Origin of the sequence: Streptomyces gamaensis (assembly GCF_042656465.1) — a bacterium.
GTDB classification, from domain to species: Bacteria; Actinomycetota; Actinomycetes; order Streptomycetales; family Streptomycetaceae; genus Streptomyces; species Streptomyces gamaensis.
The window spans coordinates 355,383-368,968 of record NZ_JBHSPB010000005.1; the positions used below are offsets into that span (position 1 = coordinate 355,383).

General features: G+C 74.3%; 13 protein-coding genes. 7 read left to right on the forward strand and 6 right to left on the reverse strand.

The annotated features are described in order from the left end of the window. Positions 1-106: 106 nt before the first annotated feature. On the forward strand, positions 107-1,546 hold the full coding sequence (locus ACFP1Z_RS11000) for an MFS transporter (RefSeq protein WP_390315847.1): 1,440 nt from the start codon (positions 107-109) through the stop codon (positions 1,544-1,546). 42 nt (positions 1,547-1,588) lie between these two features. Here ACFP1Z_RS11000 and ACFP1Z_RS11005 read toward each other — a convergent pair whose 3' ends face one another. Then, positions 1,589-3,229, reverse strand: coding sequence for an ABC-F family ATP-binding cassette domain-containing protein (locus ACFP1Z_RS11005; protein WP_390315848.1), 1,641 nt, complete (start codon positions 3,227-3,229; stop codon positions 1,589-1,591). A gap of 278 nt (positions 3,230-3,507) precedes the next feature. Between ACFP1Z_RS11005 and ACFP1Z_RS11010 the strand changes: the two genes are divergently transcribed. Next, entirely contained in the window at positions 3,508-4,041 is a 534-nt protein-coding gene (locus ACFP1Z_RS11010) for a MarR family winged helix-turn-helix transcriptional regulator (RefSeq protein ID WP_390315849.1), read from the forward strand. A gap of 234 nt (positions 4,042-4,275) precedes the next feature. Here the strand turns inward: ACFP1Z_RS11010 and ACFP1Z_RS11015 are convergent, their stop codons facing one another. Both ACFP1Z_RS11015 and ACFP1Z_RS11020 read right to left on the reverse strand, forming a co-directional pair. Continuing rightward, complete coding sequence (locus ACFP1Z_RS11015) at positions 4,276-4,542, reverse strand: hypothetical protein (protein WP_390315850.1); 267 nt, start codon at positions 4,540-4,542, stop codon at positions 4,276-4,278. A gap of 75 nt (positions 4,543-4,617) precedes the next feature. Continuing rightward, positions 4,618-6,108 (reverse strand): MFS transporter, encoded by a 1,491-nt coding sequence (locus tag ACFP1Z_RS11020; protein WP_390315852.1) that lies wholly within the window; start codon positions 6,106-6,108, stop codon positions 4,618-4,620. Between the two features lie 108 nt (positions 6,109-6,216). Between ACFP1Z_RS11020 and ACFP1Z_RS11025 the strand changes: the two genes are divergently transcribed. Next, positions 6,217-6,774, forward strand: a complete 558-nt coding sequence (locus ACFP1Z_RS11025; RefSeq protein WP_390315854.1) for a GNAT family N-acetyltransferase — start codon at positions 6,217-6,219, stop codon at positions 6,772-6,774. A gap of 49 nt (positions 6,775-6,823) precedes the next feature. On the opposite strand, the gene ACFP1Z_RS11030 is transcribed toward ACFP1Z_RS11025, so the two are convergent. Continuing rightward, positions 6,824-7,525, reverse strand: coding sequence for a hypothetical protein (locus ACFP1Z_RS11030; protein ID WP_390315855.1), 702 nt, complete (start codon positions 7,523-7,525; stop codon positions 6,824-6,826). A 301-nt stretch (positions 7,526-7,826) separates the two neighbouring features. Here ACFP1Z_RS11030 and ACFP1Z_RS11035 point away from each other — a divergent pair, with 301 nt between their 5' ends. From ACFP1Z_RS11035 to ACFP1Z_RS11045, 3 genes are all read left to right on the forward strand, one after another. Beyond that, entirely contained in the window at positions 7,827-8,630 is an 804-nt protein-coding gene (locus ACFP1Z_RS11035) for a hypothetical protein (RefSeq protein ID WP_390315856.1), read from the forward strand. A 221-nt stretch (positions 8,631-8,851) separates the two neighbouring features. Beyond that, positions 8,852-9,808 carry an alpha/beta fold hydrolase gene (locus tag ACFP1Z_RS11040; protein ID WP_390315857.1) on the forward strand — a complete coding sequence of 319 codons (957 nt, stop codon included), beginning with the start codon at positions 8,852-8,854 and terminating at the stop codon, positions 9,806-9,808. Continuing rightward, entirely contained in the window at positions 9,753-10,043 is a 291-nt protein-coding gene (locus ACFP1Z_RS11045; protein WP_390315858.1) for a hypothetical protein, read from the forward strand. The genes ACFP1Z_RS11040 and ACFP1Z_RS11045 overlap by 56 nt, the downstream gene beginning before the upstream one ends. A gap of 62 nt (positions 10,044-10,105) precedes the next feature. On the opposite strand, the gene ACFP1Z_RS11050 is transcribed toward ACFP1Z_RS11045, so the two are convergent. Continuing rightward, positions 10,106-10,789 (reverse strand): pentapeptide repeat-containing protein, encoded by a 684-nt coding sequence (locus ACFP1Z_RS11050; protein WP_390315859.1) that lies wholly within the window; start codon positions 10,787-10,789, stop codon positions 10,106-10,108. A gap of 49 nt (positions 10,790-10,838) precedes the next feature. Further along, the gene (locus ACFP1Z_RS11055; RefSeq protein ID WP_390315860.1) at positions 10,839-11,864 is read right to left on the reverse strand and encodes a sulfite oxidase; all 1,026 of its coding nucleotides are present in this window, start codon (positions 11,862-11,864) and stop codon (positions 10,839-10,841) included. 205 nt (positions 11,865-12,069) lie between these two features. Here ACFP1Z_RS11055 and ACFP1Z_RS11060 point away from each other — a divergent pair, with 205 nt between their 5' ends. Then, complete coding sequence (locus tag ACFP1Z_RS11060) at positions 12,070-13,431, forward strand: cation:proton antiporter (protein WP_390315861.1); 1,362 nt, start codon at positions 12,070-12,072, stop codon at positions 13,429-13,431. Positions 13,432-13,586 lie beyond the last annotated feature (155 nt).

Genomic DNA, 13,586 nt, shown 5'->3' on the forward strand with positions numbered 1-13,586 from the left:
CCGAAGCTTTGCGCTCACGCCCGGTCAAATAGTTCGGACACCGACGTAATCTGGAGGCGATGGATCCGGACCCCCGCAGTCGACCACGCGGCACCCGGGAGGCAGCATGACCGGCCCCGCGACCACCCCCGTACGGCGCCACCGCTGGCCCGCCGCCCTCACCAGGGAGCGGCCCCGCCCCGACCTCGTACGCGGCCATCCCCGCGCCTGGTGGCTCGCGGTCGCCACGGTGTGCTTCGGCGCGTTCATGGGACAGCTCGACGCGAGCATCGTGACCCTGACCTACGGCAGCCTGCGCACCGGCTTCGCCGCCTCCCTCGCCGCCGTCGAGTGGGTCTCGCTCGCCTACCTCCTCGCGCTCGTCGCGCTGCTCGTGCCCGTCGGCAGACTCTCCGACACCTACGGGCGCAAGCTGTTCTACCTCTACGGGTTCGTCGTCTTCACCGTCGCGTCGGCGGCCTGCGGGCTCGCCTTCTCCCTCGCCGTACTGATCGTCTTCCGGGTCGTACAGGCCGCCGGAGCCGCGATGATGCAGGCCAACAGCGTGGCCCTGGTGGCCACCAGCGCACCCCGCGCCAAACTGCGCGTCGCCCTCGGCGTCCAGGCCGCCGCCCAGGCACTCGGCCTGGCCCTGGGACCCACGGTCGGCGGCGCCCTCGTGGAAACCCTCGGCTGGCGCTGGGTGTTCGGCATCAACGTCCCCATAGGCGTCCTCGCCCTCGTCGCCGGGCACTACCTGCTGCCGCGCACCCGCAGCCGTACCCCCGCCGCCGGCTTCGACTGGCCGGGCCTGGCCCTGCTCACCACCGCGACCACCGGACTCCTGCTGGCCCTCTCCGCCGCCTCCGGACTGCACGTCCCCCTGTGGAGCGCTGGCGCGCTCCTCGCGGTCGCTGCCGCCGCCGGCTGGTGCTTCGTGCGCCGGCAGCGCCGCGCCGCGCACCCGCTCGTCGACCTGACGCTGCTGCGCGTACGGCCCGTACCCCAGGGGCTGTTGGGAGCGCTGTGCGGCTACCTCGTCCTGTTCGGACCGCTCGTGCTCGTCCCCCTCGTCCTCACCCTGCGCGGGGCGTCCACGCTCACCGCCGGGCTCGTCCTGACCGCCCTGCCCGCCGGGTTCGCGCTCGCCGCGACCTGCGAGGACAAGGTGCTGCCCCGCGCGCTGCCCGAACGCGCCCGCTGTCTGGCCGGGGCCCTCGGCTGCGCCGGGGCGCTCGCCGCGATGCTCGCCGCACCGCTCACCGCCGCCTGGACCGCCCCGCTGCTGGCGCTCCTCGGCCTGGGGCTGGGCCTGTTCACCCCCGCCAACAACGCCCTGGTCATGGGCGCGATGCCGGCCGGCGCCGCCGGCACCGGAGGCAGCCTCGTCAACATGGCCCGCGGCCTGGGCACCGCGCTCGGCGTCGCCCTCGTCGCTCTCGCCCTCTACCTGGGCGGCGCGCACGGCGACCGGCTCGCGGTGCTCACGCTGCTGGGCGCGGCGCTCCTGGCGGCGGGTACGACCCTGCGGCGGCCGGGACGACGGGCCGCGCGTACCCGTACCTGACGTACCTGACGCACCGGACGCACCTGACGGCCGGCGCGGCGCTCAGCACGCGCCGTCCGGCGCCCCCGTCTCCAGCAGCCGGCCCTCGGCGAGACGGAGCCTGCGGTCCACCCCGATCTCCCGGAGGAAGCGCTCGTCGTGGCTGACGACGACGAACGCCCCCTGATAGGCGTTGAGAGCACTCTCCAACTGGCCGACGCTCGTCAGATCCAGGTTGTTGGTCGGCTCGTCCAGCAGCAGCAACTGCGGCGCGGGCTCCACGGACAGCACGCACGCCAGCGTGGCCCGCAGCCGCTCCCCGCCCGACAGCGCCCGCACGGGCAACCGCGTCCGCTCCCCGCGGAAGAGGAACCGGGCCAGCAGGTTCATCCGCTCCTCCCGCGGCAGGTGCGGGGCGAACGCCGCCAGGTTCTCCGCCACGGTGCGGTCCGTCTCCAGCAGGTCCAGCCGCTGTGAGAGGTACGCGACGCGGCCGTCGGCCCGCCTGACCACTCCGCCGTCCGGCTCGGCCTGCCCGCACACCACCCGCAACAGCGTGGACTTGCCCGCCCCGTTGGGGCCGGTCAGCGCGACGCGCTGCGGACCGCGCACCAGCAGATCGACACCCTCGCCCGCGAACAGCGGCCGCCCGCCGTGGCGCACCTGGATCCCCTCGCCGAGGAACAGGGTGCGCCCGGCCGGAACAGCCGTCTCCGGCAACGTCAGCGCGATCCGGTCGTCGTCCCGCAGGGCACGGCTCGCCGCGTCGAGCCTGGCCCTGGCCTCACCGACCCGCTTGCCGTGCGTGTCGTCGGCACGGCCCGCCGACTCCTGGGCACGCCGCTTGAGCGTACCCATCACGATCTTGGGCAGGCCCGCGTCCTTCGCGTTGCGGGCAGCGGTCCCGGCGCGCCGGGCCGCGCGCTCGCGGGCCTGCTGCATCTCCCGCTTCTCACGCTTGACCTCCTGCTCGGCCGTGCGCACGTTCTTCTCGGCGACCTCGCGCGCGGCACGCGCCGCCTCCTCGTAACTGGTGAAGTTCCCGCCGTGGAAGCGGACTTCCCCCCGGTCGAGCTCCGCGATGCGGTCCATACGGTCGAGCAGGGCCCGGTCGTGGCTGACCACCAGCAGGGCGCCCTTGAAGGTGTCCAGCGCCTCGTGGAGCCTCTGGCGCGCGTCCAGGTCGAGATTGTTGGTGGGCTCGTCCAGCAGCAGCACATCGGGCTCCTTGAGCAACTGCGCGGCGAGCCCCAGGGTCACGGCCTGGCCGCCGCTGCAGGTGCCCAGCCGCCGGTCCAGGGCGACATCCCCCAGGCCGAGCCGCTCCAGCTGCGCGCGGGTGCGCTCCTCGATGTCCCAGTCGTTGCCGACCGCGGCGAAGTGCTCCTCGCTCGTGTCACCGGACTCGATGGCGTCCAGCGCGCGGATGACCGGCGCGACGCCGAGCACCTCGGCGACCGTCAGGTCCGCGGCCAGCGGCAGACTCTGCGGCAGATGACCGAGCACCCCCTCGACGGACACCGAGCCCGCCCGGGGCCGGAGTTCACCGGTGATCAGCTTGAGCAGGGTGGACTTCCCGGCACCGTTCGGCGCCACCAGACCGGTGCGGCCGCCGGGCACGGTGAAGGACAGGTCCGCGAAGACAGGGGTGTCGTCGGGCCAGGAGAAGGACAGATGGGAACAGACAACGAACACATCGGACATACGGTGATCCTCAAGAGTGAGCGGGCATGCCCGAGGCAGCCCGGCAGGACAAAGGGGAAACGGATACGACGCCCTGCCACGGCGGCGGCGCTGCCCGGGGGCAGCGGACCGCGACGGCTCCGGCCCGGGATCACCCGGGGACGTCGTCGTCACCTCTCACATGTGTCCGGGGCCCCCTCGTGCGCTTCACTCATTCGTGTCCTGTGCAACTGACTCTACCGGCTGTGCTCTTGGGGGCAAGGGAATTAATGCCTCCCCCGGGCCGCTAGGCTGCCGCCATGTCCAGCCGGCCCGGTACCCCGCCCCCCGCACGGCCCTCCGGCGGGCCGCCCCCCACCGACGCCCAGCGGCTCACCGACGCCGTCACCCGGCTGCGCCGTGCCCTGCGCGCCTCCATCCGCACCGACTATCCATGGGAGCAACTGCCCATGGCCCAGGTAGAGTTGCTGCAAGTACTCGCCGAACACCCGCCCGCCCGTATCGGCGACCTCGCCGCCCGGCAGCGCCTCGCCACCAGCACCGTCAGCGGCCTCGTCGCCCAGCTCACCGCCGCCGGACTCGTCGCCCGCGACGTCGACCCCGACGACCGGCGCGCCTCCGTCGTCACCCTCACCGACGCCGGCCGGGAACAGCTCGCCGCCTGGGGCCGGGCCCACGAACGCCGCCTGGACACGGCACTCGCGGCCCTCGACGGGACCGAACGCGCGGCGGTACGGGCCGCGTTGCCGGCGCTGTTCCGGCTGGCGGAGGAGCTGGATGATGCGGGGCGTGTAGCGGAGGGGGTACGGCGGGCGCAGCCGGTCAATGAGTGACGGGAGCGGCGTCACCGCGTCGTCGCGGTCGAGGGTGTGGACCCGTCCGCTGGGCATCGTCCATGCGCACGTCACGATCGGCCAGGAGCTCGGGGAGCCGCGCCGACGCGACACGTGCGACAGCGGCATGCGGTGCGGGGAAGGTCGGATCCGGGCGCTCGGTCAGCTCTTCCCCGTCGGGCGGTTCGGCCGTCGGGGTGCCCATGCGGCAGTTCTTCCCATGACGCGCTCTGTTCACGCCACGCAGCACACGTCGTCCGGCCCCACGAAGCACGCGAGGCCCGAAGGGCATTCCGTGGCCAGGACGGTGGCGCCCACCGGGCAGGGTACGGAGCGGGGCGGCGTGCCGCTGTCCGGCCGGTCCGGGCTGTCCGTGGGCGTTCCGGGGAGGGCCTCCCAGCCGGCCGTCGGCCGGGGTGCTGCCCGGAACAGGCCGCCCGGGCGGCCGACGAGCGTTTCGAAGGACTGCACCGTACCCCCTGCGATCGGTGAGGTCGCCAACCAGACGACCGTAGAGGGTGTTTGTGGGGACGGTCCACGTTGTTGTGAATCCCCACCTCAGCGCCCTGTTCGTCCTCAGGTGACCGCATCGTGGGATGCCGCGTCCCGCATGTCGGCAGACGTGCGGCGGCCGCGCCGGGACAGCAGGGCGCCGGCGCTGACGGCGCAGGTGGCCGCCGCGTAGTAGGCGGGGATGCCGGCGTCGCCGGTCCGGTCCACGAGGCCGGTGACGAGCAGACCGGCGCAGCCGGAGAAGACCGCGTTGGACAGCGCGTAGGCCAGGCCGAGCCCGGTGCAGCGCACCCGGGCCGGGAACAGTTCGGCGAGCAGCGCCGGGCCCGGGCCCGCCATCAGTCCGACGGCCGCCCCGGCGGCGAGTACGGCGAGCGCCTTGCCGGCCGTGGGGGCGCCGCCGCTGCGTACGGTCCACAGGACCGGTACGGCGAGCAGCGCGCTCAGTACCGCGCCCGCCGCCATGACGGGCCGCCGGCTGACGCGGTCGCTCAGGGCTCCGGCGGGCAGGACGGCGGCCGCGAACCCGAGGTTGGCCAACGCGGTGGCTCCGGCGGCCTGTTGGAGGCCGAGGCCGAGGGTGTGCTGGAGATACGTGGGGAGGACGACGAGGAAGGTGTAGCCGGCGGCGGACCAGCCCATGAGGCAGGCGATGGCATGGGCGACGGCGCGCGGGGCCGGGACGGCGGCGGGAGCGGGGGCGGCTTCGGGCGGGCCGTCGCGTCCCGCACCCGGCCCGCTCGTCTCCGTGAGCCCGAGCCGTAGCCACAGCCCCGTGAGCCCCAGCGGCAGCGCGAGCAGGAAGGGGACGCGCCAGCCCCAGTCGCGCAGGGCGTCCGGGCCCAGCGCGGCCGCCAGGGCGGCGGTCAGCCCCGCCCCGGCCAGCAGGCCCAGCGCGACGGTGAAGGACTGCCAGGCCCCGTGGAGCCCGCGGCGTCGCGGAGGGGCGGATTCCGTGAGGAGGGCGACCGCGCCCCCGAACTCGCCGCCGGCGGAGAGCCCTTGGACGACGCGGGCGAGGGTCAGCAGCCAGGGCGCGGCGGCGCCGAGCACGGCCCGGGTGGGCAGCAGACCGATCGCCGTGGTCGCGCCCGTCATGGTCAGGATCGCGAGGATCACCGCGGGCCGGCGGCCGAAACGGTCGCCGACCCGCCCGAGCAGGGCCGCCCCGACGGGCCGGAAGAAGAAGGCCAGCGCGAAGGACGCGTAGGTCTTGAGCAGACTCTCGGTGTCGCCGGCACCGCCGTGACCGTCACCGCCGAAGAACTGCGCGGCGATGACGGTCGTCAGGTATCCGTACGCGCCGAAGTCGTACCACTCGATGAAGTTGCCGACCGCCCCCGCGAGGAGCGTACGGCGGCGCGCGCGGGTCAGGAGCGCTTGGCCTTCGCCTTGGCGCGGGCGATCGTCCCAAGGCTCTGGTACGCCTTCTCCGCGGTGTGGGTGGGCACGAAGCCGATGCTGACAGGAACCCGCCGGGGCGGACAGGGGGCGGGAGGGGTTCCGGCCACCGGGAGTGGGGCCGGCTGTGGCCGGAGCAGGTGGGCGCGGCATCGGATGCTCGAAATGTGCGCGAAACAGACGCCGGGTAGCGTCCGCCGCCGGAGTGCCAGAAGTGCCAAGAGTGCCGGAAGTGCCAGGAAGGGAGCGAAGAGAGCAGTGATGCGCGACAGCCAGACGGACACCCGTACCGGGGTACGGGCGGACATACGGGTCCGTCCCGGGGTGGAGGCCGACCTCGCCCGGCTCACCGAGATCTACAACCACTATGTGGTCCACACCCCGATCACCTTCGACATCGCGCCGCTGACTCCCGAGGACCGCCGCGCGTGGCTGGAGGAGCACCCGCCCACGGGCCGGCACCGGCTGCTGGTCGCCGTGGAGCGCGCCGAGGCGGGGGAGACGGTGCTCGGCTACGCCACGAGCAGCGCGTTCCGGCCGAAGCAGGCGTACGAGACCTCGGTGGAGACGAGCGTGTACCTCGCTCCCGAGCACACCGGCCGCGGGGTCGGCGGTCTGCTGTACACGGCCCTGTTCGAGGCGCTGGCCGGCGAGGACGTGCACCGCGCGTACGCGGGGATCACCCAGCCCAACGCGGCCTCGATGAAGCTGCACGAGCGCTTCGGGTTCCGCCCGGCGGGGGTGCTGGAGCAAGTGGGCCGGAAGTTCGGCGCGTTCTGGGATGTGGCGTGGCTGGAGCGGCCGCTGGACCGCGCGTGAGCGGCCCCGGCCCCGCCACGGCCGGGCTCGGGGCCGGGGCCGCCGCGCGTCAGCCGGCGCCGACGAACTCCTCCGCGCCGTAGCGCAAGGTCACGTTCTTCCACCGCACCCCGAGCCGGGCCGTGAACTTACGGGCCAGGGCGAGGTCCTTGCGGGGCGCTATCAGGACGAGCCTGCCGCTGTCGACGGTGACCGAGCCGCCGCCGAGCCGCCGCCGGGCGGCGGGGTCGGCGGCCAGGGCGGCGCGCAGCCCGCGCGCGGTCACTCCGGGCGCCTCGATATCGACGGCGTTCGCCTGCGGCGAGGAGCGCGGCAGGCGGCGGAAGGTCAGGACGGACTCCTGGTGGTACCGCTTGGCCAGGACGGCGGCGATGTGGCGCAGCCCCGCCGGGCTCACCGCGCCGACGTCGAACTCCCGCGAGCGCTCGTACGTCGTCGTGCGGTGCTCCGTCGACCAGTACACGCCGTCCAGCAGGGTCGAGCGGCCCGCGTGCGCGCCGTTGGCCCGGATGACGCCCCGGACCTCGCGGTCGAAGCGGGTGAGCCGGGTGCGCAGCCGGGGGTCGGCGGGGTCCGTGATGGTCGCGGTGCTGTTGGTGGCGAAGATCTCCGCGGTGGCGGGGGGACGGCCGTCCGCCGCGCCGGGGACGCCGCCGGGGAGGCTGCCGGAGGGGGCGGCCTGCGCCGGGCCGGCCGCCGTCGCGGCCAGGACGCCGGCGGTCGCGAGTACGGTCCCGAACTGTCGTCTCATCCATCAACTCCGTGTGAATGCAGGCATGTTGGTGGGTGTGCCGGGCTCACGGTAGCGGGTCGCGGTCGCGGTATTCCGGGGGTTCTCGGGTTCGTCCCGGTTCGACCGGTAGCGGCCCGGGAACCAGCAGTGCAGCGCCGGAGCGCGGCGGCCCGTACCCGCTCCGTCTTCCGCGCGCGCTCCCGTGGACGCGACGGATCGCCGAGGCGGGCGCCCTGTTCGGTTCAGGCCAGTGTCCGCTACAACTTACGTCGCACCGACCACCGTTGGACCGGTGCTCCGCCGTGGAAGGGGGCGTTCCATGACCATTCCGGGCAAGAGCTGCTTCGACGACGTGTACGACCAACGCGATCCCCGTCCGTACTTCCGCAGACTCGCGCCACTGGAGTACCGGATCCCGCACCACGCCCAGGAGGTCTTCCGGCGCGTGCACGCGCAGCGCACCTCGCTCAACGGCGCCCACGGACCGGTCGCGGTGCTCGACCTGTGCTGCTCGTACGGGATCAACGCCGCTCTGCTCAACCACCATCTGACCCTGGACGAGCTGTACGCGCACTACACCGCTCCCGAGGTCCAGGAGTGCACGACCGAGGAACTGATCGCCGGGGACCGGGAGTTCTACGCCGCGCGCCGCCGCGCCGACGCGGTCCCCGTCCTCGGTCTGGACGCCTCGTCCCACGCGATCCGCTACGCCCGCGAGGTCGGCCTGGTGACGGACGGGTTCGCCGAGAACCTGGAGGCGGCCGAGCCGAGCCCGCGCCTGCGGCAGGCCCTCGCGGACACCGGCCTGATCACGGTGACGGGCGGGGTCGGGTACATCACGCAGCGCACGTTCGGGGCGCTGCTGGCGCACGTCCGCAGCCCCGTATGGGTGGCGGCGTTCGTCCTGCGCGCGGTGCCGTACGAGCCGATCGCGGCCTGCCTGGCCGAATACGGACTGATCACGGAGCGGGACGCGACACGGACGTACCCGCAGCGGCTGTTCACCGACCCGGCGGAGCAGCGCAGCGCGCTGCGGGCGGTCCAGGCGGTGGGTGAGGACCCGGCCGGCAAGGAGGCGGACGGGTACTACCACACCAACCTGTATCTCTCCCGCAGGGATTGAGGGAGGCGGGCGCGTGGTGCGCCCCCGGCGCTCGCGGGCATCGGGGGCGCACAGTCCCGGCCGTGCCCCGCCCGCCCCGCGTACCCGGTGCTTCACCCGCCCCCTTCCCCACCCGAAAGGGCTATATGCCCCGAGGGGACCGCGGAGGATGTTGAACAAACAGCAATCTCCGGAACACGACGTCCGCGATACGCGGGGCTGGAGTGGGTGGGGAGGCCGCAGTGGAGTCCGTCGTCCTCATCAGCGGCGCGCCGGCCGACCCGCGCCGTCTCTTCGCCCCGCTGCGCCGGGGCCTCGGGCCCGGCCACGACGTGCAGACGCTGGGCTGGGCCGCCGCGTACCAGGCGGATCCCGGGAGCACGTACCGGCTGATGGACGAACTGCGGCACGTGCGGGCGGCCGCCGGGCGGGCCCGGCGCGAGCGCGTCCACCTCCTCGGCGCGTCGGGCGGCTGCACCGCTGCCCTGCTGTTCGCACTGCACCACCCGGACCGTACGGCGAGCCTGACGCTGGTCGAACCGGTGTGGCTGGGCGGCATGTCGTGGTGGGAGCACGAGCCGGCCTTCGCCGCCGAGTACGACCGTGTCGTGGAACTGCCCGACCACCAGGTGCTCGCCGCCTACACCGCGCTGGTCACCGGCCGCCACCCGACGGCCGTACGCCGGCCGCGCCACGCGTCACGCGCCGTCGCGGAGCTGCGCGCCACCTGGGCGAGCTGGCGCCGGCACCGCCTCGACCCGGCGGGCCTGGCCCGGCTGCCCGGGCCGCTGTATCTGCCCGTGGGCCAGTTCAGCCCGCAGCGCTCGTTCGCCGCGGCCGCCTTTCTCGCGGACCTGGCCCCGGACGCCGTCGTCGAGACCGTTGCGGGCCGCCGCCCGGACGATGTCCTGCGGGCGCCGGAAGTGACGGGCGGGGTACGGGGGTTGATCGAGGGGGCGGGGCAGCCCCCGCCGACACCCTCCGGCCCCGGGCCCCGGCCCCCAGCCGTCCCGCCGTCGCCCGTGACGCGCGCCGCAGAACCGGAGTATCCACCGCTCCCGGCCGACGCACCCCGTCCTCCGGGCGCGGACCGCCCGTCCGGCGTGCCGGGCAGGCATCCTCCGTATCCCTCCAGGAGCGATCATGCCGACCACCTCCGACACCCATGGCCATACCCTCGGCGCCGACCGCGCCCATGACCGCGTCCGTGACCGCGCCGACGGCCACGGTCCGGCCACGGTCGTCGTCAGCCCGGCCGCCGGGCCGGCCCACTCGCTGTGGGCCTACGAGCTGCGGCTCGACGCCGCCGAACTGCAAGCGCGCGCGGCACTGGCCGCCGGCCCCCGCCGGCACGCGCGCCTGCTGGCCCAACTGGCCGCCGTACGAAGGCTCCTGGCGGCCGCGGTCGCCTCGCAGCGCGCCGGCCTCAACTGAAGCGCCCGCGCGGCACAGCCCCCGCACGCCCTCGGGCGCTGCCCGGACCGCGCCGGACTCCGTCAACCCCCCTCGGTCTCCGCCTCGACCCGCACCCCCAGCTGCGCCGCGAAGGCAGGGGCGAGATCGAGCAGCTGGGACGGGCTGATCACCGCTCCGGAGAGCCGGTCGATACCGCGCGCGATGTCCAGCTCGGCGGCCGCCCGCAGGTCCACGTCCGTCAGCCGGGCCCCGCTGAGCTCGGCACGCCGCAGCACGCAGTCCCGGAACGCCACCCGCTCCAGCACCGCCCCGCTGAAGTCCGGTTCGACGAGCACGCACTCCTCGAAGACCACGTCCCTCAGCCCGGCCTGGCGCAGATTCAAAAAGTCGATCTTGCCGCCGCGCACGACGACCCGCTCCAGCGCCGCGGCGGACAGCTGGAGCCCGCCGAACCGGGCGTCGAGCACTTCCACGTCCCGCAGAGACGCCTCGGCGAGGTCGGTGCCGACGCCGCGCACGCCCGTCAGACGGCAGTCGGCGAACCGCGCCCTGCGCAGCGAGGTCTCGTCCAGCGCGCACCGGGCCAGGGCGCAGTCCAGGAAGTAGGCGCCGCGCCCGTTCTGCCCGGACAGGTCGAGATCCGTGAACTCCAGCCCGTCGTAGTCCGCGTCGACCGCCAGCCCGCCGCCCGGGTACGGCCGCAGTGGGGGCAGCCGCACCTCGGGGAGCCGGGCCCGGCGGATTCCGTTCGTCTTCGATGCCATGAGGGTCACTGTGCCGCAAGGGTCTGACAGTGCCCTGCGCCGAGCCCGCTCAGAGGCGCATCCGTGCCCAGGCGTTGTTGGCGTAGCCCTTGGGGTTCCACAGCGCCGCCGCGCACTGTGGCTGCGGGGTGCCGTCGCAGTCCCAGGCCCGCGCGACGAGCTCCGTGCCGGCCGTCGTCGGTACGGCGGCACGCCAGTGCTGCCAGGCCCAGGGGCCGGGCGGCGCGTCGAGTTCGGCCCGGGTCCAGGTGTGCCCGCCGTCCGCCGACACCTCGACGCGGGCGACCCCGCGCCCGTCCCCGGCGTACGCGTAGCCGACGGCCTCGCCGCGGCCGGCCCGCAGGATCCCGCAGTTGACGGCCACGGCCTCCAGCGGCATGCTGCCGCTTCCCGACGGGAGCCGGTAGGCGGTGGCCTGGAAGTAGTTCGTGGACGGCTCCGCCCGCGCGGTCACCCGGCGCACCCATTTGACGCTGCGCGCCCCGATCCAGCCCGGCACGACCACCCGCAGTGGCGCCCCGTGCACCGGGGGCAGGGGCCGGCCGTTCATCGCCCAGGCCAGCAGCACCTCGCCGGACCTCGCCTTGGCGACCGGCACGGAGGCGCCGTACGGCTGCGGCGGCAGGGCGTCCTTGGCGACGTCGGGTGCCTCGAAGGCGATGTGCGCGGCCCCGTCCTCGATGCCCGCGCGCTCCAGCACGTCCGCGAGGCGGACCCCCGTCCACCGGGCGGTGGAGATGGCACCGGAACCCCAGCGGATCTCGCCGGGGATGTCCCGCACGTCCATCAGCCCGGCCCGGTGGTTCCCCGCGCACTGCAGTGTCGCCACGACCTCGCAGCGCGCGAACCCGCCCCGCAGCGCGTCCAGCGACAGCCGCAACTCCTGCCGCACCAGCCCGTCCACGACCAGGCGCCACTCCTCGGGCCCCTCCTCCGGCACGGTTCCGTGATTGCGGCAGTAGAACCCGTCGACCTCGGTCACCACCCCTGCCGCGAGCGCGGCCGCGGGAGCCTCCGCGTTGAACGGCTCCCCCTCGTGCACCACCATGTCGTCCCGTTTGTCCCAGGGCTTCATGGGTGTCCGATACCCGTGACGGCGGGTCCGCAGACCACGACATCCGGTCGCGTCGGATGCCGTCGATTGCCGTCGACCGCCGGGCGCGCTCCTCCCGCGCGCCGATTCCCACGATCGGGTGGAGCGCTCCGTGCACCGGCCACCGAAGGTGCAACTCTCCCTAGAGTCAGGACAGTCGGGACAATAGACGCAGAAAGGGACCCGCGTGAAGAGTTCCCCGGCGGACGCCGCCGTCCTGGCCGCCATCGCCGTCGTCCTGGTCGCCGGTGTCGCGATCACCCCGCTGCGGGCCCGGCTGCGGCAGCCCGCCGTCGTGGGGGAGATCGCCGTCGGAGTCCTGCTCGGGCCGAGCGTGCTGGGACTGCTGCCCGGGGACTGGCCCGGGCAGCTGTTCCCGCCAGGGGTGCGCGAGCACCTGTCGGTGGTGGCGCAGGTGGGCATCGCGCTGTTCATGTTCGTGGCGGGCTGGGAGCTCGACCTCACACCCCTGCGCGGCCGGGCCCGGGCCGTACTGGCCGTCACGGGAGCCTCGGTGCTGCTCCCGTTCACGCTCGCGCTCGGGCTGGCGGCCGCGCTGCTGGCCGCACGGCCGGGCATCGTCCGCCCGGGGGTCTCCCCCGTGCTGTTCGCGGTCTTCCTCGGGCTGGTGCTGTCGCTGAGCGCGCTGTCGGTACTGGTGCGGATCGTGGGCGAGAACGGGCTGCAGCGCAGCCGGGCCGGGGTGATGGCGACCGCCTGCGGGGCGCTCACCGAGGTCGTGGCGTGGTGCGCGGTGGTGGGCGTACTGACCGCGGTGCGGGGCCCGGTCGACGACCGGCTGCCGATGACCTTCGCGCTCATCGCGGGCTACGCGCTGGTCATGGTGGCGGTGGTGCGTCCGGCGCTGCGCGCGCTGCTGTGCCGGCCCGCCCGCCGGCAGGGGCGGCCGGCCCCGCTCGTCCTCCTCGTCGGCAGCGGAGTCCTGCTGTCCTCCTGGTGCACCTCCTTGCTCGGCGTGCACGCCGTGATCGGCGCGTTCGCGTTCGGGCTGGTGATGCCGCGCGAGGTCGAACCCGTACTGCGCGAGACCGTCGAGGGCCCGCTGCGGCAGGCCGGGACGCTGCTCGTGCCCGTCTTCTTCGCGCTCGCCGGACTCTCCGTCGACCTGGGGACGCTCGGCCCGGGCGGCGCACTGGAGTTGACCGCGTGCCTGGCGGTGGCGTGGGGCGGGAAGTTCGCGGGCGCGGCCGTGACCGGGTGGCTGCTGAACCTGCCCTGGCGGGAGGCCGCGACCCTGGGCGTGCTCGTCACCAGCAAGGGGCTCAGCGAAGTCGTCATCCTGGCCATGGGCCGCGAGGCGGGCCTGATCGACGAACGCGCCTTCACGGTGCTGCTCCTCGCCGCGCTGGCGGCGACGGCCTCCGTCAACCCGCTCGTCCGCCGTCTGCTCCCGGCACCGCCCCGGCCACCGGACATCGTGGAGACCGTGGCCCTCACCCCGGCCGCGCCCGCGTACGTCCCCGCGCAGCAACTGCCCGTACGACCACAGCCGACGGCCCTTCCGGCGGGCGACGAGGGGGGCGGCTGAGGTCTGTCGCATCGCGTAGGAGGTGCTCCCGGACCGGTCGGGCGCCACAGGTCACGATTCCGGGGGACGTATGTCAGTAGAGCTGGACGCGGGTCAGTACGCAATGCGGCTGGTCGGTGTCGGCGACGACGACGTATTCGGCCACACCGAGTGAC